General features: G+C 71.1%; 17 protein-coding genes and 1 pseudogene. 9 read left to right on the top strand and 9 right to left on the bottom strand.

The genetic code is table 11. The annotated features are described in order from the left end of the window. The first annotated feature begins 635 nt into the window (after positions 1-635). Positions 636-1052 (top strand): SRPBCC family protein, encoded by a 417-nt coding sequence (locus tag ACZ63H_RS23145; RefSeq protein WP_469867875.1) that lies wholly within the window; start codon positions 636-638, stop codon positions 1050-1052. Then, positions 1052-1480, top strand: a complete 429-nt coding sequence (locus ACZ63H_RS23150; RefSeq protein WP_469867877.1) for a MarR family winged helix-turn-helix transcriptional regulator — start codon at positions 1052-1054, stop codon at positions 1478-1480. Before ACZ63H_RS23145 ends, ACZ63H_RS23150 begins: the two co-directional genes overlap by 1 nt. A gap of 141 nt (positions 1481-1621) precedes the next feature. Here ACZ63H_RS23150 and ACZ63H_RS23155 read toward each other — a convergent pair whose 3' ends face one another. Then, positions 1622-1858 (bottom strand): PIN domain-containing protein, encoded by a 237-nt coding sequence (locus ACZ63H_RS23155; RefSeq protein ID WP_469867879.1) that lies wholly within the window; start codon positions 1856-1858, stop codon positions 1622-1624. Between the two features lie 77 nt (positions 1859-1935). Here ACZ63H_RS23155 and ACZ63H_RS23160 point away from each other — a divergent pair, with 77 nt between their 5' ends. Both ACZ63H_RS23160 and ACZ63H_RS23165 read left to right on the top strand, forming a co-directional pair. Then, positions 1936-2193 carry a hypothetical protein gene (locus ACZ63H_RS23160; protein ID WP_469867881.1) on the top strand — a complete coding sequence of 86 codons (258 nt, stop codon included), beginning with the start codon at positions 1936-1938 and terminating at the stop codon, positions 2191-2193. A gap of 508 nt (positions 2194-2701) precedes the next feature. Then, positions 2702-2860 carry a hypothetical protein gene (locus ACZ63H_RS23165; protein ID WP_469867883.1) on the top strand — a complete coding sequence of 53 codons (159 nt, stop codon included), beginning with the start codon at positions 2702-2704 and terminating at the stop codon, positions 2858-2860. Positions 2861-2905: 45 nt separating this feature from the next. Here the strand turns inward: ACZ63H_RS23165 and ACZ63H_RS23170 are convergent, their stop codons facing one another. Then, positions 2906-3094: a hypothetical protein gene (locus ACZ63H_RS23170; protein WP_469867885.1), complete on the bottom strand. Its 189-nt coding sequence runs from the start codon at positions 3092-3094 to the stop codon at positions 2906-2908. A gap of 39 nt (positions 3095-3133) precedes the next feature. Here ACZ63H_RS23170 and ACZ63H_RS23175 point away from each other — a divergent pair, with 39 nt between their 5' ends. Together ACZ63H_RS23175 and ACZ63H_RS23180 are read left to right on the top strand one after the other, a co-directional pair. Next, positions 3134-3394 carry a hypothetical protein gene (locus ACZ63H_RS23175; protein ID WP_469867887.1) on the top strand — a complete coding sequence of 87 codons (261 nt, stop codon included), beginning with the start codon at positions 3134-3136 and terminating at the stop codon, positions 3392-3394. Positions 3395-4031: 637 nt separating this feature from the next. After that, positions 4032-4520 (top strand): beta-class carbonic anhydrase, encoded by a 489-nt coding sequence (locus ACZ63H_RS23180; protein ID WP_358268768.1) that lies wholly within the window; start codon positions 4032-4034, stop codon positions 4518-4520. 661 nt (positions 4521-5181) lie between these two features. Here ACZ63H_RS23180 and ACZ63H_RS23185 read toward each other — a convergent pair. Beyond that, a complete protein-coding gene (locus ACZ63H_RS23185; protein WP_469867889.1) occupies positions 5182-5502 on the bottom strand; it encodes a hypothetical protein in 321 nt (106 codons plus the stop codon). A 210-nt stretch (positions 5503-5712) separates the two neighbouring features. Beyond that, entirely contained in the window at positions 5713-6234 is a 522-nt protein-coding gene (locus ACZ63H_RS23190) for a 2'-5' RNA ligase family protein (RefSeq protein WP_469867891.1), read from the bottom strand. 397 nt (positions 6235-6631) lie between these two features. Here ACZ63H_RS23190 and ACZ63H_RS23195 point away from each other — a divergent pair, with 397 nt between their 5' ends. Then, positions 6632-7018, top strand: a complete 387-nt coding sequence (locus ACZ63H_RS23195; RefSeq protein ID WP_469867893.1) for a DUF4872 domain-containing protein — start codon at positions 6632-6634, stop codon at positions 7016-7018. Positions 7019-7344: 326 nt separating this feature from the next. Here the strand turns inward: ACZ63H_RS23195 and ACZ63H_RS23200 are convergent, their stop codons facing one another. After that, entirely contained in the window at positions 7345-7539 is a 195-nt protein-coding gene (locus tag ACZ63H_RS23200; protein ID WP_469867895.1) for a hypothetical protein, read from the bottom strand. Between the two features lie 1493 nt (positions 7540-9032). On the opposite strand from ACZ63H_RS23200, the gene ACZ63H_RS23205 reads away from it, so the two are divergent. Then, entirely contained in the window at positions 9033-10289 is a 1257-nt protein-coding gene (locus ACZ63H_RS23205) for a hypothetical protein (protein ID WP_469867897.1), read from the top strand. Positions 10290-11045: 756 nt separating this feature from the next. Here the strand turns inward: ACZ63H_RS23205 and ACZ63H_RS23210 are convergent. From ACZ63H_RS23210 to ACZ63H_RS23225, 4 genes and pseudogenes are all read right to left on the bottom strand, one after another. Continuing rightward, positions 11046-11777, bottom strand: a complete 732-nt coding sequence (locus ACZ63H_RS23210) for a restriction endonuclease (protein ID WP_469867899.1) — start codon at positions 11775-11777, stop codon at positions 11046-11048. Then, positions 11774-11983: a hypothetical protein gene (locus tag ACZ63H_RS23215; protein WP_469867901.1), complete on the bottom strand. Its 210-nt coding sequence runs from the start codon at positions 11981-11983 to the stop codon at positions 11774-11776. The genes ACZ63H_RS23210 and ACZ63H_RS23215 overlap by 4 nt, the downstream gene beginning before the upstream one ends. Before the next feature lie 210 nt (positions 11984-12193). Beyond that, positions 12194-13111, bottom strand: a complete 918-nt coding sequence (locus ACZ63H_RS23220; protein WP_469867903.1) for a DUF6891 domain-containing protein — start codon at positions 13109-13111, stop codon at positions 12194-12196. A gap of 419 nt (positions 13112-13530) precedes the next feature. Further along, positions 13531-13708: pseudogene (locus tag ACZ63H_RS23225) on the bottom strand (IS701 family transposase); the annotation flags it as partial. A gap of 133 nt (positions 13709-13841) precedes the next feature. On the opposite strand from ACZ63H_RS23225, the gene ACZ63H_RS23230 reads away from it, so the two are divergent. Next, the gene (locus tag ACZ63H_RS23230) at positions 13842-17378 is read left to right on the top strand and encodes a CHAT domain-containing protein (protein ID WP_469867905.1); all 3537 of its coding nucleotides are present in this window, start codon (positions 13842-13844) and stop codon (positions 17376-17378) included. The last annotated feature ends 290 nt before the right edge of the window (positions 17379-17668 follow it).

Genomic DNA, 17668 nt, shown 5'->3' on the forward strand with positions numbered 1-17668 from the left:
TGGAGCGTGACGCCGAGCGCCTCCCGCGTGGTCACCAGCACAGCGTGGTCCCGCTGCAGCCCGGCCAACTTCCGTTGAGAGGAATCGATTTCGGAGCTGACGCGACCCTGCCCCTGCTCATTGTTCTTGGTGGCGTGCTTCGATGCCAGTTCACTGAAAGGCGCTGTCGCGTTCTCGGGCATATAGTCGAACCCTTTCCTCGGCAGCGGCGGACCGCCGCGTGCGTGAGCCAGTTGGGCCGCGAGACTCTCCCGAAACACTGCCGGCCAGCCGACTTCCGTGCTGCTATGTGCCGCGGCTCGGGCTGATGTACTCGCCATGCGGCAGTAGATGCAGAGCATTACCGACCGTGTCCGGGACGGGAAATGCCGACGCTAAAGTGGTCAACTCTCCAAATCCTTCGGCGGTTGCCGCAGCAGTGCCGCAGCAGTGGGTGCCGTGCCGGAGGGCTGGGGGGACCGCCCGGGCAATGAGGCGGATCCTGCATGCGTGGGGTAGGCCCCCTCAGTGCGCGAGCGCGGGCAGTGGGTCCGGGTGGGCGATCGCGGCGCCGCGGGATGGGCCCGTGCACCATTGGACAAATAGTCTCTGCATAGATAATCTTCGAACAGATCATCCAGTCGAGGAGACCACTCATGTGGGAGTACGAGCACAGCATCGAGAGCAGCGCCACCCCCGAGGCGATCTGGCGGCTCTGGGCCGACGTTGAGAACTGGGGCACCTGGAACGCCGAGATCGAGAAGATCGAGATGAATGGCCCGTTCGCGACGGGCACGCAGATCACGATGACGCCGCCCGGGGACGACCCGGTACTGCTGCGCATCGCCGAGACGGTCGAAGACGAACTGTTCGTCGACGAGGCGCGCTTCAACGGCCTGCTGCTGCGCACCGTCCACCGGATCGACCGGATCGACCAGGACCGGATCCGCGTGGTGTACCGGATGGAGATCACCGGCACCGGCGCCGCCGAGGCCGGCCCGCAGATCGGCCCGGGCATCACCGCCGACTGGCCCGAGACAATGGCCTCGCTGGCCGAGCTGGCGCTTCGCTGATGCCTCTCCACCCCGGCGACAGCCCTGGATTCCTGCTGTGGCACGCCACCCTGCGCTGGCAGCGCGACATCGCCTCAGCTCTGGCCCCGCTCGATCTCACCCACGTGCAGTTCGTGCTGCTCTCCTGCACCTGGTGGCTCAACACCCAGGGCGAGCATCCCAACCAGCTGGCCCTCGCCCGCCAAGCCGGCACCGACGTCAAAATGACCTCCCAGGTACTACGCACCCTGGAACACAAAGGACTCATCGAGCGTGAAGTCGACCCGGCCGACACCCGCGCCAAAAGACTGCGCGTCACCGACACCGGCGCCGACCTGGCCCCACGCGCGATTGCCGCTGTCGAGAGCGCCGACGCGCGCTTCTTCCAACCGGTGCCCCTGGACGACGCGGTAGCCCTGCTCGGCCGCCTGGCCCATCCCGAAACCTGAAACGCCCTCACCGCCAACTGCAGGCCACCGAACCCGAACCCCACCGGTCGGTGGCGTCTGCAACAGGCCGGCCGGCACGACAACGAACTGCTGGAACGCCTGAGCGCCACGCTCGATGGGCCGGAAACCCATGCGACTCCCTCAACAGATACCGATGCACCGAGCAAGGCCGGCGGACGGGACTCCCTTCCGCGAACTGCGGGCAGTGCCGGGAAATGGGTGCAGCAGTACCAGGTCGGGTTCAGCGGGGGTGACGCCGGTGCCCGCGTACAGGCCGGGTTCCAGTGACAGGACGGTCAGCGGTTCGCCGGCCTTCAGTGCCTGCCAGGTGATCGCCGCGGCGTGGGCCACCGGCCAGTCGAGGTTCTCCCAGTTCATCGCATCCGCCGCGTGCGCGGCTTGCCGAGGCGCGGCGCGTGCTGCCGCCGGGCGGGGCGCTGCCCGGAGGGATGATCATGGAACCCGAGGCCCGCGGTTTCCGCTCCCCGTTCTTCGCCCGGCCCGCCAGGGTGATGGTCCAGTCAGGTCAGGGTGCGGACCTGACGCCGGCGTCCCCGGACCTCGCGGTGGTGGCCACCGGGCTCGACGTCGTCCTGGACAACGAGCTGGTCGCACCCGTGCAGGGGCGGCTCGACTTCGCGTGCTGCAACAGCGTGCGCTGCGCCGGGGCCGCGGCGCCGCGCAGGCCGCTACCGAGACGCCCGCCTACCTGATGGTCTTCGACCTCCTGGAGGCCGATGGCCAGAAACTCCTCACCCGCCCATACCGGTACCGGCGGGCCGTCCTGTTGGGTCCATTCGCCCGGGACGTCCTCACAGCGCCGTTCACCCTGTGCCCGAGCACAACGGACAGGGCCACCCCACCCTCTGCCACCGCGACGGGCGGAACCGTCACGAGGTGGTGCGCCATACGGCTCGATATCCCGGTCTGCTGCCGCCGGTCGTGACCGCCGACTGGGCCGAACCGGGCCACGAGGGCGCCCGGCATCTGTCGCACGAGATTTTGGACGCGGGTTCCGCCGTCGCTCTCGCGAACGGCTCGCCGCCCCGTGCCGGCCTACGTGCGAGCCTGCGGCGGCGACGTGGCCGAGTGGGAGTGGCGAACGCCGACGGCGTCGTGCGGACCATCACCCGGGTGCTCGCCTGGACACGTGACCCTTTCCTGCCCTGCCTGCCCGACACGGGAATGATTCCGGCCGGACGAGCCATGAGGAGGGGAAGGGTGGGAGGGAAGGAGCTCGGGTTGTTGCAGGCGTCGGTGGGCGCGACGGTACTGGCCTACAAGGGATTCGGGGGTGCCCCGACCTGGCTGGCGGGCGTGATCGCCATCCTCGGCTTCGTCGTCTTCGGGATCGTACAGGTCCTCCGCAGGAGGAAGTAGGGCACCTCGGGCCGCCGCCCCCGCCGAGAGGCTGCGGACGGCCGGTCAGGGTTTGACGGTTGCCTCCCGTTCGGTGCCATCGCTGGGTTCGGGCAGCAGGCCCAGCGGTGGCGGAGAGGGGGCGCGGGTGGACGTGGCCGCTACATCGGTGGCCGTGCTGCACAACGTGCCGGCGTTCACCGTGACCGCGTTCGCCATCGTCGCGATCCCCGGCCCGAGCGCGCTGTTCGTCATCGGGCGCTCGCTCTGGGGCGGCACGGCGGCGTGCTCACCGTGGCCGGAGACGCGCTCGGCCTGCTTCCGCAGATCGCCCTCACGGCCATCGGGGGCCGGCTCCCCAGCGACATGCTGTCCACCGCCCAGGCCGTCCCCCTCCCGGTACGGCGCGGCGACCCACTGTCCGTAAGCCGGGCGACGGTCCACCCGCTCACCCAGCAGGACACGGACGGCGGCTTCACCTCCCGGCCGACCAGGTCGAGCGCCGACCACTGCCCTTCGGCTACCCGGTGCTCGCCGACCCGTTCGCACGTCTGAATCCCGCCCCCCGGAAGGTTTCCATGGCTGCCGTCCCGTCCGTGCCCGGAATCCCCCTCCCCCACCGCCCGCACCACCCAGCTGTCTCGTCACCTGGGCGACCGGCTTCAGCGGCAGCGGCACGAGGTGACTGCGCTGGAGGCGCGCGCCCTGCCACCCAGGGCGCTGCCCGGCGCCAGCGTCGCCATCGACTACGCCCTGCACCCCGCGCTGAGTTCCATGGGCACGGCACACATCGCGCAGGAGGCTTGTCCAGCCTCGGCCAGGACATCGCCGCAGAGGGCGGCATGTCACCCCTCGCGCCGGCCGCCGCACTGGCGTCGGAGCAGGTCACCGACCAGTTCTCCGCCGGGCCGGGTGGCCGTACGGACAGGTTCGCCGCCACAGGGTCGATCTCTCGGATCCTTCGACGGTCCGACGGCCGTCGCGGCCCCGGCGCCGAACACGCATTCTCTTGCCTGGCCCGGCGTTGAGGAGTTCACTGGTGTGATGCCGACCTTGGTCGCGACGCTGACGGGCTTCTGGCCCTCGCGTCGTGTGTATCTCTTCGACGGTCTCTGTCGCCGGGGCTCGTGATCCCGCTCGACGCCATCACCCCGTCCGTGCTTTTCCCCGTACGAGAGAACCGAGGTCCGTCATGTCCGTCACCGACGAACTGCTCGCCAACAACGCCCGCTACGCCGCGACCTTCTCCGGTCCGCTCCCGCTGCCGCCCTCCCGCCAACTGGCCGTTGTGGCCTGCATGGACGCTCGGCTGAACGTCTACGCGATCCTCGGCCTGAACGACGGCGAGGCGCACGTCATCCGCAATGCCGGCGGGGTGGTGACCCAGGACGAGATTCGCTCGCTCGCCATCAGCCAACGCCTTCTCGGCACCGAGGAGATCATCCTCATCCACCACACCGACTGCGGCATGCTGACCTTCACCGACGACGCATTCAAGGACGCGGTCCAGAAGGACACCGGGCTCCGTCCGCCCTGGGCGGCGGAGGCGTTCCCCGACCTGGAGGAGGACGTACGGCAGTCCATCGCACGCATCAAGGCCGACCCGTTCCTCCTCCACAAGGACCGCGTCCGCGGCTTCGTCTTCGACGTGGCCACGGGCAGGCTCACGGAAGTCCGCTGACCGGATTGCCACCGCACCCGGCCATCCCCCAGCCCCGGCTGGAGACGAGGACGCCGGGCAACGAGGAGGCAGCAACGCAGCGCCGGCCTCCGGCCTCTCGTGCCGGAGGCCGGCGTACTGCCGTCAGATCCTCGGCCGGGCTCCCGAAGCACGGGACGGCTCAGCCGATGGCGTACCGCACTGTTTCTCCGACGCGGTCGGCGGTAAGGCAGTGGCCGAGGGCGTCGGGGGTGTACGAACGACAGCTGACCGGGCAGGGCGACAAAGCCTTCGACCCACTTGCAGTCGACGCACACCCTCTGGCTACCGAAACGACGACCTGACCGGCCGGCTATACACCCGGCGCCTTGCCGCGCCGGAGGCCCAGTCCACGGAGCACAGCTCGACAGGCCGTGCGTGCAGTGCCCACCGACAATCGACCCAGCCCCGGCGCAGGAATGACTGTCGTGAGCAGGCCGGGGAGGAAGACCGCTCCTCCAAGCCGTGATACTCCCTCTTCATCACAGTAAGCCAGCCGGGAATATAACGACCCATGACAGCCGCGCAGGTCACGAAATACCACCGTTTTCCAGCGGCACGGCTAACTAGTCTGGCGGGCCGAAGGCAACCCCGCGCCCCGGGCCCGGAGCTGGGGGGACAGGCAGCATGGCTGGCCGGGGGGTCATTCGGAGTCATCACTCCGCGAGGTGCGCCTATCACTGTCCGTCGGAGACCGCCCTCCGACCGAGCCACGAATCGTACGCCACGCCACTAGAGCCGTGATCAAACTTGCTAAAGCAGTGATCAATCCCGCGATTGCGCTAATAACGCCGACCACAGAAGCAACCGCGGCGGGTTCACCCGATCCATAGTCAAATTCGGCGAATTTCAGGGGGGCAGGATGCGTCATATCCCAGCCGATAAGCAATCCACCGACATCAAGCAGGAAAACGGAAACTACAAGTAACTTGAGCACAAGTATCCGAAGATTCCGGTTCTTCATACTCGGGACGATACAAGAGGCAGTGCTCCAGAACCTCCGGGATTGCAGAAGCGGTCCGATGCCACGCCCGGTCTGCGGTCGGATACGACGCCGGGCCACGCACCACCAGCCTCCGGCAACCCCGCCCGGGTGGGGCCCGTCCCGGCCGGCGTCGGTCCGGCTCCGGTCATCGTCGGGCTCGAATTAGCCCCCGGAGGAGCGATGAGCTGTTCAGCGGCGAGGCTCCAGCATCTCCAGGGCGCCGGTCTCGGTGTCATAGCTGCGCAGAGCGACGAGCCGGACGGACAGCGGGGGCGCCGGCAGCAGTTCGAACACCCGCCGGCCTGCGAAGGCACCGGCCCGCCGGGATCGACCGAGGGTGACGTGCGGGCTCCAACGCCCAGGTTCATGAAAAGGGCTGAGGGTCCCGGACGGACTGTCCGAGGCCACCGCCTCCCACACCCGACGGTGCAAACCGGCCAACGCCGCATCGAGGTCCAGCCCCGAAACGGGCCGCTCGAAACGGATGACACCGATGAAGCGCACCGACAGCGGCAGGCCGGCGGCCACCCCGGCAAGCTCCCAGCGGATCGGGGCGGTCAGCTCCGGGCACGCGGCCAAAGTGAGGTGCGGACTGTTGGTCGGTGAACGGTGCTGCGCCAGACTCGGCAACCCCGCCTGCGCCAACCGCCGCCACGCCTCCCGAACCGCCAGCTCTGCCGCCTCGTCCAACAAGAGCTCGAGCGTGTGCACCGCCGCAGCCTACCCCCGATCGCCTACGGCCCCACCACCGGCCGGACCATAAAGGATGGAGATCAGCGGCTCGGCCCATTCCCGGGCTTCAGTCTCCTTGATGCCGCTTTCCGCAGCACGACGCAGGAGGGCCGCGCAGAGCCGACCACAGGCAGCATGAAGATGGCCGTCGACGTCCGCCCGGGACAGCGCCGAACAGTGACGGCACTCCTCCGACCGCACCACATCCGCACATTCACCGGCCAGGGACCAGTCCCGCAGGCGCGGGGAGCGGCGGCCGTATCAGGCGTGCCGGGGAACGGGCGGGACCATCCCAGCAGGCGCGGGAAGCAGGTCTCGGGCTGACGGGGAGCGGCTGCTGCCGCGGGACCCGAGGTCCACTCCGGCGGCCACATCGTTGCCATGTACGGCCGCCGGCACCGCAGGCGCCCTGTTCCGCAACCTCTACCGCGACTTCCTCGCCGAGTGCACCGAGGTGCTCGACAGCCGCCACCTGCGCACCGGTCACACCCCGTACACCGGGGCGGCCGGCCCGTGGACGCACACGGCGGCACTGATCGCGAAGGCCGGCGAAACCGGCGATGCGCAGTACCTCCACCAAGCCGGGCCGATCCTCGGCGACCTCTCCCGGATCGAACACGACGCCACGCGTACTGAGCCGTCTGAAGGTTGGGCGCGCGGCGCGGCGGCCGAGCTAGGCAGCCGCGCGGCGACGCAGCGTGCGGGCGGCGAGCGCCTTCCCCCGGGTGTCCGGAACGGCGCCGAGCGGACTGCAACGCCGTAACAGCGCGCAGGCGCGCCGCGAACGGGGTCGTTCAGGCACACGAGGCACGCGGAACTGCAGAGCGCGCGGCGAGGAGGACCGTGAGGGCGGGCCCAGGGCACGGCCCGACAGACGACGCGCACTCGTGGTCGGCGCGCTGCACGGCGCCGGGCGGTACGGGGACTGACTGGGCGGGGTGGCGGAACGCGGGTACATCGGCCGAGCGGGCAGTCGATGACCGGAAGACTCAGTCGGACGGGGCACGGCGATCAAGCATGCCCCTCGCCGACGTTACGAGCCCGGCTGTCTCCTCGTAGCCACCCGGGTGCTGTCTTCGGCCGCTGCTGTCACCGTCCCGGCAGGGCGGTGGGAAGGTGTTTGGGCTCGAAGACGTTCTGCGGTGCGCTCGGATGGGAGGTGGCCGCCCAGGGCAGTACCTGTGCCAGGTCGCGGCGTATCCGGTCGGCTTCACCACGGACCTGAACGGGGATGTCGCCGCGTTCGGCGACAAGGCGGTCGTAGACGGGGGTCTCTCGGAACACGGTGGGACGGTTTCCCTTCAGTGGGTGGCTCGCCGGACGGTCGCAGCATACGGCGTGCGTGTTCATGACCGCGCACGGCAGGCGGCGGCCGTTTGCGCTGTACCGTGTCGCGCGCGGTGCGGGCGAGGAGCAGCGGAAGCGTGGTGTGGGTCGCTTCAGGGAATCGGCGGGAGGTAGGCGATCCGGGTCGGGATGCACGTATCGGCGTCGTCGAACAGGCGCAATAGTGCGGGCAGTTCGGTGAGGACCGCGTCGTGGCGGCGCGGCGCTCGGGGTCCGGGGACTGGCCGGCCGCGCCCCCGTCTCGGCTCTCCCGCAGCGGCGTTGCGTTCGTTGACCCTCTCGGCCGCTGCGGCCAACTGCTCCTCGTACCAGGGCAGCTCCTTCTGAGGGAGTGCTCAGCGGCGGCTCACCAGCCGGCTGTGTCGATGCCGGTGGTGAGGGCGTACTCGTCGGACCAGTTCACGGCCGGGCGGGCCAACAGTCACATCGTGACCTCGGCGTCAGACAGTACGCGGACGCGTGCAGTTGGCATCGCACGGCCGCGGCCGGGCTCGGCGACCGGATGCGCGCGGTCCCGGCGGCCGGGCGGAGGCCGCACGAGGCGGCGGTCTCACACTCAGAGACGGCGAACCGCGCGGAACCAGGCCAGTACGAGGCCCGGTGGGTCGACAGAGGCGGGGTCGGCACGAGCGCAGGCGGGGGGGTCCCGCGCCATGGCGGACCAGGGCAGGTGATGACTGGCGGACGTCCGGTGGACGGCGACCAGCAATTCCTCCCCCTGGGAGTGTCCAGAAGAGAGCTTCCGGCGAGCCACGGCCGGAGACCGGCCGACCCAGCTGACGAGGCGCCGACCGCGGCCGCCGCGCGGGACTGGCACAGCGCGGCCGTCGGCGCGGGGCGGCGGGCCCGGCGGTGGCCGAGCTGAACAGGGCGGGGCGGACCGAACGGTGGCCCTTGGACGGGCGGAACCGCCGCACGGGACGGCGGTCCCCGCCGCGAGCGGCACCTCCCCCACGCGACCGCGTCGTCGCACGGGACGGCGGAGGCCGGGCCGGGCAGCAGTACGACGGTGCGGGCCAGGACTGGGGCGAAGTGACCGAGCTGGGCGCGCCGGCGGCCGAGCCGAGCGTGACGGCATGGTGCTAACCCACCAGCATGTGCCCTCGCAGGCTGCCGTGCTGGCCATGCTGGCGCAGGCACCATCGAGTCACCGCCCGCGGCAGGCACTGCCGGCGCCGGCTCGGCGACCACTCGAGGGGATAGAGCACGAAGTCGCGCTGGAGTAGCTGGAGTACCCGAAGGTGTTCATGTTTCCGGCATGTCCATACCAAGGTGGCGGGCACTACGCTCTGCCCCGTACCGTCGCCCGCGGCCGTCCACCTCACGGAGAAGCCATGACCGCGCACACTGCGAGCCGGACCCCCTCGTCACCCGCGTTACCGGACCCGCGTGTACGTCCGGGGCGGAGCACTCACCTGCGTCCGGGGCGGTTGCGCGCGGGCCTCACCGCCGCCGCCCTGGCCGCCGTCTGTGTCGTGGCGGGCGCCTCCCCGGCCCCCGCCGCAACGAACGTTCCCACCCTCACCCAGCTCCCGTTCCTGCCGGGCGACTGGTACAGCGACCCGACGGGGCTGAACGAAGAGGGGGTGATCGTCGGCTACTCCAGCCCCGCGGACGGCGTCTACCGGGCCTCCTTCAGGGATCACGCGGTGCGCTGGGGTGCGGACGGCGGCATCACCGCTCTGCCACCCGCCCCAGGCGACGTGTACGGCAGAGCCGTCGGCGTCAACGCGTCCGGCAGCGCGGCGGGTTACTCGTGGCCCGAGGCGACCGCCTCCGCGGCCCGGCACGGCCACGCCGTCCGCTGGAGCCCGGACGGGGTCGTCACGCCCTTGGCGCCCCTTCCCGGCGACGCCCACAGCCGGGCCGTCGCCCTGAACGACGCGGACGCGGTCATCGGGGTCTCCTGGAGCGGCGAGGGTGGCAGCGACGAGGGTCTCGGCGTCGTCTGGGGGCCCGACGGCGGCATCGTGAAGCTGCCCCCGCTGTCCGGCGACGCCTACAGCGTGCCCGTGGCCCTGAACCGCGCCGGCATCGTCGTCGGGTACTCCTGGAACGGCGGGTTGACCGCCCGGCACGCCGTGCAGTGGAGCGCGTCGGGGGTACCGGCCGACCTCGGGGCCGCGGCCCGCAAGCGCTGGCCCGATCACGACGCCAGTGACGCCACCGGTATCAACGACGCGGGCGTGGTCATCGGCGACAGCCGCAGGGCGTACCCCGCGGGCGACATGCAGTCCCACGCCGTGCGCTGGAATCCGGGCGGCGTCCTGCGGGACCTGGGTCCCTACGCCACCGCCACGGCCCTGAACGCCCGGGGCTCCGTGACGGTCACGCACTACGACCAGGACACCGGCGCCCGCACGGCGGAACGCTGGAATCCGGGCGGGGCCGTCACCGTGCTGGCGGTCCCCGCCGAGTACCCGGCCTCCGCCGGCTCCCCCGCCGACATCAACGACGCGGGACTCGTCGCGGGCGACCTCTGGAGTGGCAACCCCGCCCGGGAGAACAGGCTGGCGGTACGCTGGGCCGCCGACGGGACGCCCACCATGCTGGGCACCGCACCCGGGGACCCCTACAGCGCGGCCACTCTGGTGAACAACAGCGGGACCCTGGCGGGCGTGTCGATCAGAACGCCCCTGGCCACCTACCTGGCGGGCTCGCACCACGCCGTGGTCTGGCGCTCCTGACCGGGCACGCCCACACCATCGCGAACGCTCGTCCAGGACCGGGAACGACGCGGCAACGCTCCTCTTTGGCCGCCGCCTCCGGGTATGAAGAACCGCGCCGAACGCGCCGCCTCGGTCCAACAGCGATCGCACCGCGGCAGCCGGCAGCCGGCAGCCGAGCCTGCGGGTTCGAGGAGGGCGACGGCGTAGTCCTCGACGGAGAGGTGCTGTCGCCGTTCTCGTCCGTGACGAGGTCGTCCAGGGCGGTCCCGCAGACGCCGGTGCGGTCGCCGGGAGTGCTGTCCGCCGCGCGGCTGAGGTCATTCACAAACCGCTTGCCGTCGGGGGCACGCAGGGAGCCGGCGCCGCCGACGGTGATCAGACGGGAGGTGGACCCGTTCGCGGACGATCTGCGCGCGGGAGCGTGGCGCGGGTGAAGCATCCCAACGCGTGTGCCAGTGGCGTTCCGTCGCCCGGTGCGCGCACATCGGGAACCGTGGGTCGTCGGTTGCCGGCGGCGGGTCTCGGGGCCAAGGCGCGCGGGCTCACTCGTCCGGTCCACCCAGCGTGCCGGTTTCCGCTCGACCCGGGCGGCCGGCCCCAGGCGCCGCTGGGCGAGGTCTCTACCGGCGACTGCGTCGCGCCCGGGACGAACGGGCCTGCACGGCAGCGCCCGGCGGCCGCGTCAGCGGCGGTCGCGGCCGGGCTGCTCCTGCTGGCAGCGCGGCCGGCGTGCGGTGGGCTTGAGGGTGGGATCGAAGGGGCAGCGGGGCGGCTTCAGGAACGGGCGGTCGGCTTGCGGGGTGGCGGGACGGCGCGGAGCAGCTCCCACAGGGGGCGTGAGCCGGTCGCCCAGACGCCGAGGGTGTGGCGGTCGACCACGTGGAGGCGCTGCTGCCGGGCGAAGTCGAACGCGGGTGCGGTGACGCGTCCGTTGGTGACGATGACCGCGACGTCGGCGCCGTGGACCTGGCGGGCCGTGCCGTTGAGCACCTGGAGGTCCGGTGTGCCCACGGCGGAGCCGGCGAGGCCGTTGCGACGGTGTTTGCACTGGATCACCCAACGCCTGCCATAGGGGTCGGTGGCTTTCACGTCGGCACCCAGGTCGCCACCGCCCCCGACGCGGGCCGCGTCCTGGCAGCCGTCGCGGCGCATCAGGTCGCGTACCGCGTACTCGAACCGGGTGTGGTGCAGGGCGTCCAGCTGGGCAAGTCCGTACCGCAGGCCCTGCGCGCGGACCGTGTCCCATCGCGCCTGCTGCTGCCTGTGGTAGATCCAGCCGCCGCCGGCCAGTACCGCGAGCACGCCGACGACGGCCAGGATCCACCAGTGGACGAGCAGCCAGTTGACGACGGTCACCACCAGGGCGACGGCGAAGACGGCGGCCACCAGGAGGCCGATCAGCCGGTCGTCGGCGCGCTGCCGCCGCCGGCCTGGCCTGCGGGAGCGCCGCCGGGCCGGTGGACGCCTGGTCGCCGTCGCCCGGCCTTTGCGTGTACGGGGGCTCACCGGCTGGCCTGCGTGACGCTGCTCGCGAGCTCCTCGAGGACGTTGAGGATGCCCTGGCCCGCCGGTGTCGGGGCGATGAGGACGCCCAGCGCCAGGACGATGACGACGGTCATCCTCTCGTCGTTCCGGCTGCGGGCCTCGGTGCGCCGCCGCAGTCGGAAGAACACGATGACCGCGAGCAGCACCGCCATGTTGATGGTCAGCAACCCGCCAGACCTCCTTCACCAACCGGCCGTCGCTTGGCAGGACGGCTGGCGCCGCCCCGGCGTTCTTGTGTAGCGGCGCCCTGATGGTGGTGGCGGGCGGTTGCCGACGAATGGCACGAAGCCGTCGAAGTTGGCCGAATACCGTGCGCTGGATCAGTCGGTGACGTGTGCCTCACTCTTCATGTGCGTTTGATCTTTGACTGTCGGTCCCTAGCCGACCAGGCGGCGGCGCCAGTCCAGGGGGGTGACGGTGATGGCCCGGCCGGGGTCGTGGTCCCACTCGGCGTGGAGACCGACTGCTTCGAGTGCGGCCACGACCTCATGGCCGATGGCTGCGGTGGTCTCGGACGAGCCATCGAAACCGCCGTAGAGGAGCGTCAGTCCGTGGCCGGCCGCGGCAGAGTCCGTGCACTGGGTGTGGAAGTAGACGAAGCCGCGGGCGTCGGGGGCGCCTTCACCGCCGATCTCGGACTGGCCGCAGTTACGGCAACAGGTGAAGTTCTCCCGGGCCGTGATACCAGCATCCTGCAGGGCGGTGAACGCGCGGGTCAGTCGCTCAGGGTCCGTCTCGCCCTGCCACTCGGCCTGCTCCGCGACCCGCTCCAGCCACAGTCGGTCGGCCAACGCCTGTGCCTGCTCGGGCGAGACGGGCCGGCGGTCATTGGTGACCAGGTACTCCTCGGCGAGTTCGGCCAGTTCGGCGCGAGAGGCGTAGCCGCCGACCAGCACCTCACGGATGCGCTTCTCCAACTCCTCGCGCTCGTTCTCGCCTAGGTCGAGCGGCGGCACCTCGCGCGCGGGGCCCATGTCCAGCAACGACCAAGCCAGACCACTGTCCCATCCGGCCTCCTGGCGTGCCCAGCCGGTCATCGCCGCAATCACGGCCTCGGGCCCGTCGACCATCGCCTGGAACTGCCGGTCAGCGGCACCGTCGCGGTACTCCAGCGTGTAGTCACCACCGGCCTTGTGCCACACCTGGGCGAAGACGTCGGGCAGGTCGGGTATCCGCTGGACCACCAGGAACCGGTCACCGTCACCACCGATCCGCCGGACCAGCCCTGCCAGCTTCTCGGCGGACACATGGACGTGCCGCTCCCAGTTCTCCGTCTTCACCACGATCTCGAGCATGCGCAGACTCTGACATACCCCTCTGACTGCAGACCTCCCGGGACCCGCGACGCAACTGCTGCCGCGACGGCTCGTCCAGTCGTGACACCGGACGGTCGTTGGCCGAGGTGCAACGACCGTTCCCAGGGCGGTCGGGGGCCGCAGGTGGTCGCGGGTAGTGCTGCGGAGGGCGCGGCGATGTCGGTGTGACCGTCCTGGCAGTGGACGCCAACGGGGAGATTGCGCAGGCCGGCCGTGACGCGGGGCGGGTGGCGGGTGCGAATGTGCGAGGCGTCCCGTGGAAGGTGCGGTCGCGGGCGTGGTGCGGCTGGTTCTCGATGCGCCGGTGATCCAAGCCGCGAGCTGGCTGCCGGTGGCCGCGCGGGGCGGCAGGTTCGTGACCGGGCAGTCCTGCAGGGCATCGAGGACCTGGTAGCCGGTCAGGCCGGCGCGTGCGCTTGTGGCCGAACCGGAGGGTGAGGAAGGCCAGGGCGGGCGTGACGAGGGTGAAGTGGTGGTGCCGGCCGCGCCAGGTGCGGCCTTCGAAGTGGTCCGGGCGCAGGCCGTGTCCGGGCTCGCGGTGGTCGTGCTCGTCTGCCGGCGCAGCGTCGCCCACCGGCCGGGGCGCGGTCGGTGGGCGGTTGAATCCAGGTCCTTTTCCGTCCGGTGCCCCGTATCCGCGACCGGCGGCGATCGACTGGGCATGATGCGAGGACCAGGAGACGGGACAGACGGCTCGATCGGGGGAGCGATGAGTGACGACAGCGGTGGGACGCAGGCACTGCGGATGTGGGCTCGGGACGCCGCGGCCCGGGCCGATCCGCTGATTCCGTTCACCGAGGTTCCGGCAGCGGCCCGGTTCGAAGCCATGTCCGAACCGGGGATCCAGGACCGGATGCTCAGTGAACTGACCGAAGTGGAACGGCTGTTGGATTCCGGCGAGGCTGTGCGCCATTCGGTGCTCGCACGGCTGGGCGTGCTGCTCGCGCTGCGGTACGCCGGCCCGAACGGGGGCGCGGCCGAGGACCGCGCGCGGGTGCTGCGGTACATGCGCCAGGTCCGCGAAGCCGAGCCCAAGGCGCCCGAATGGGAGCGGCGGTGCGCTGCGTTCGGGTTGCTGGTGACGCTGTTTCCGAGTCCGGAGCTGGGCGGGCGCGCGGGAGGGCTTCCCGACCACACGGCCTTCATGGACTGGTACCTCAAGGACGGTGGGGGTTTCGACGTCGCGGAACTGCCCCGGCTCTTCACCGACGTCCAGGCTCTGCCGATGCCGCCGGAACTGCGACAGGCCCTCGACCGAGCGGTCCCCGCACTCGGCCTGCTGACGGAGATGCTGCGGCCGGGCGGCGCCGACCGGGTGACGGGTGAGCGCCTCGCCGGCGTACTCCCGGACGACTTCCCGTGGGCCGACCAGATCGCGACGGTGAACAAGGCAAGGGAACGTCTTCGGGAGCGACCGGCTTCCACGGATGAGAGGTTCCCGTCCGACCGACCCGATCGGTCCGAAGCGGGCGCGGCGGAGGCGCAGTCACGGAACAGAGCCCGGGTACTGTCCGCGCTCCAGGCCCTTCACCCGGGCTTCATCAGCCCGGAGACGCTCCGGAAGATGAACGAGGAACTCGACCGGGACCCGGCGCACCCCCCGCTCTCTCCCGAGGAGCGCGCACTGGACGCCGTTCCCCAGGCCCTGCAGGAAGCGCTGACGGCCTTCCGTAACGGTGACCCCGACCTGGTCGACGCGGCGCTCGGCCGCATGGCGGGCGTCTCCGGCCGGCTCCCGGCCGGGCACGAACTGGACGCCATGGTGGACGCGCTGCGGTCCACGGTCGTGGGCGGCGCGGAGGCGGTCGGCGGGAGCCTTGAGGACGCGGCAGTCGGCCACCAGCTCCTCGAAGCGGCGGTGGAGCGCCTCGCCGAGGCCCGGTCTCCACTGAGTCTCACCGTGCTGACCCGGACCGTCCTCGCACTGTCCCGACTGGAGCGCGCCCGGCAGGCCGAAGACCTGGCCGAGGTGGACGCGGTCCTCGACGAACTGCTGAGCCTTCGGGACAGTGCACCGCGCGACGACGACATCGTCGTCAACATCCTGATGGCCTTGGCCCAGGCCTACGAGGCACGAGGTGCCCTGCGCGGCGACGCAACGGACCGACGGCGCAAGTTCGCCTGTCTCGAGGAAGCCGTGCGGCTGGAGAACCTGTCACCGTCCCTCAAGGAGCTGACCCGGGAGCTGACCCGCCTGGTGCGGATCCAGCGCGGCCAGGAGGAGAACGACCCCGAGCTGATCCGCGCAGGCCTCGCCATCCCGACCACGAGCGAGGAGGGCGAGTTCCCGACAGCGGTAGGCCTGCTCTCCCTGTACGACCACACCAAGGATCGCGCCGATCTCGACCAGGCCATCGCGGGCTTCGAGCGGATCCGCGAGCGCATCCGGCGGGGCGAGGAGACCGTGCTCGCGGGGAACGTCCTGTGGCACCTCGCCAAGGCGTACGCCTGCCGGTCCGACCACACCGATGACCCGGCCGACCTGGATGCAGCCATCACCGCCGCGTTGGACTCCCTGCACTCCGTCGCCGCCGACGTCCTCCTGCAGTCCGGCGCCGAGCACGGCCTGATGACGGCCAGGCGCGGCGGCGAACGCGGGATCCTGGTCGCCCGCTGGGCCGCGGTGTGCGGTCGCCTGGCCGAGGCGGTCGAGGCCCTGGAATGGAGCCGCGCGCTGGTGCTCCAGGCCGCCTCGGCCTCTGCGGGGGTACCCGCGCTGCTGCGGGCGCGGGGGAGGCGAGAGCTGGCCGACGCCTGGGCCGAGGCGTCCGCCTCGCGGTCAGGTGAGCCCGACGGACAGCTCCCCAGCAGTCTGCGTCGCCGCGCCCTGGAAGCACTCGGCTACCGGAGCGACGATGATCGCCGGCAGTTGTTCGACATCCCGACGATCGAGGAACTGTGCGGCGCGGCAGCCGCGACCGACACCGACATGCTGGTCTACCTGGTGCCCGGCGATGCGGAGAATCCGGGGATGGCCCTCGTCCTGGCACCTGAGACGGGGGCGGTGAGCGCGCTGGTGCCCGCCTTGTCCGGCAAGGGGAGCGAACCGCTGGCCGGATACCTGGACGCGGCCGCGGCCCGGTCCCGGCACCGGAACGAAGCCGCCGAGCACGCCTGGGAGGAGGCCCTCGGAAAGCTCTGCGACTGGGCCTGGTCCGGGGTGATGGCACAAGTCTGCGAGCTGGCCGCCGGACTGCGCTCGGGCGCCGGCGGAAGTACGGACGATCCGGCCGCCGCGCCCCGGATCGTCCTGGTGCCCTGCGGGAACCTGGGCGTGGTGCCCTGGCACGCGGCGCGGGCGCGCGACGCGGACGGGTACCGCTACGCCTGCCAGGACATCGTGGTGAGCTACGCCGCCTCGGGCCGTCAGTTCCTCCTCGCGGCGGGGCGCGAGAGCATCCCGGTGGACTCGGCGCCGGTGCTGGTGGCGGATCCCCGGCTGACACTGACCCACGCGGAACGGGAGATCAGCGCGCTGCACGCCGGTTTCTATCCCCGGGCGAGGCTGTTCGGCGACTTCTACGAGCCGCCCGCTCCCCCGGAGGCGCCCGGAACGCCGGCCGAACTGCTGGAGCTGCTGACGGCCGGACATGAGCGGCCGCTCTCGCTGCTGCATGTGGCGTCACACGGTTCCGCGGGTTCGCGTCCGACCGTCTCGGCGCTCAGCCTGGCGTTCCCCGGCGACTCCGAGTCCTGGCCCGCCGGGCTGGGCGGCCCCGGAGCCCTGCCGGACGCGGGCATGCTGACCGTGACGCGCCTGCTGGACTGCCCGGCCGAGGACATGGCTCGGCCGGCGGGCGGGCCGCTGGTCGTCCTGAGCGCGTGCGAGACGGATCTGAGTACCCGCGACCACGACGAGGCGCTGACCCTTGCGACGGCCTTCGTGGCGCGGGGCGCGCGGAACGTCGTGGGCTCGCGTTGGACGACGACCGACAGCGCCTCCGCGCTGATGATGGCGGTCTTCCACCACTTCGTGGCCGTTGAGGGCTTCGATCCGGCCGGTGCCCTGCGAGCGGCGCAGCTGTGGATGCTGGATCCGGGGCGTCGGCTGCCCGACGGCGTGCTGGACGTACTCACCGCAGACGAAGCCGAACTGCCGGGTCTCACCCGGCCGGCACTCTGGGCATCCTTCATCCACCAGGGGCATCCCGGCCCTTCGTACGCGACACTCCCGCAGAAGGGCACCCCGGTTCTTCGTACGTGGCACGCACGCACAGGGTCGCCAAAAAGTGGCACAAGTGCCTGACCGGCGTCGACGGGATGGTCATCTCGCTGGCTGCCAAGGGCCTGACCACCGCCTAGGTCCGGGCCCACCTGGCCGAGGTGATCGCTCATGCGGCCAGTCCCCCATGGCTAGCCTGTGGACAGTGACTGGACGAGTCGTGATCGCCCAGACCGATGGGATCCTTCCGGGATTCTCCGACCGCGGACGGATCGCCTTACAAGTCATCTCATTTGGCGAGTCGGCGGTAGCAGATGAGGGTGCAGGCGAGGCTGGTGAAGGCGAGGAAGTGCTCGGCTTTGCGTTCGTAGCGG

It is taken from the genome of Streptomyces sp. NPDC104831 (assembly GCF_055583025.1).

Coding starts and splice junctions, on each gene's coding strand:
- ACZ63H_RS23145 (WP_469867875.1), top strand. CDS start 636: ATGTGGGAGTACGAGCACAGCATCGAGAGCAGCGCCACCCCCGAGGCG.
- ACZ63H_RS23150 (WP_469867877.1), top strand. CDS start 1,052: ATGCCTCTCCACCCCGGCGACAGCCCTGGATTCCTGCTGTGGCACGCC.
- ACZ63H_RS23155 (WP_469867879.1), bottom strand. CDS start 1,858: ATGAACTGGGAGAACCTCGACTGGCCGGTGGCCCACGCCGCGGCGATC.
- ACZ63H_RS23160 (WP_469867881.1), top strand. CDS start 1,936: ATGGAACCCGAGGCCCGCGGTTTCCGCTCCCCGTTCTTCGCCCGGCCC.
- ACZ63H_RS23170 (WP_469867885.1), bottom strand. CDS start 3,094: ATGACGAACAGCGCGCTCGGGCCGGGGATCGCGACGATGGCGAACGCG.
- ACZ63H_RS23180 (WP_358268768.1), top strand. CDS start 4,032: ATGTCCGTCACCGACGAACTGCTCGCCAACAACGCCCGCTACGCCGCG.
- ACZ63H_RS23185 (WP_469867889.1), bottom strand. CDS start 5,502: ATGAAGAACCGGAATCTTCGGATACTTGTGCTCAAGTTACTTGTAGTT.
- ACZ63H_RS23220 (WP_469867903.1), bottom strand. CDS start 13,111: ATGCTCGAGATCGTGGTGAAGACGGAGAACTGGGAGCGGCACGTCCAT.
- ACZ63H_RS23230 (WP_469867905.1), top strand. CDS start 13,842: ATGAGTGACGACAGCGGTGGGACGCAGGCACTGCGGATGTGGGCTCGG.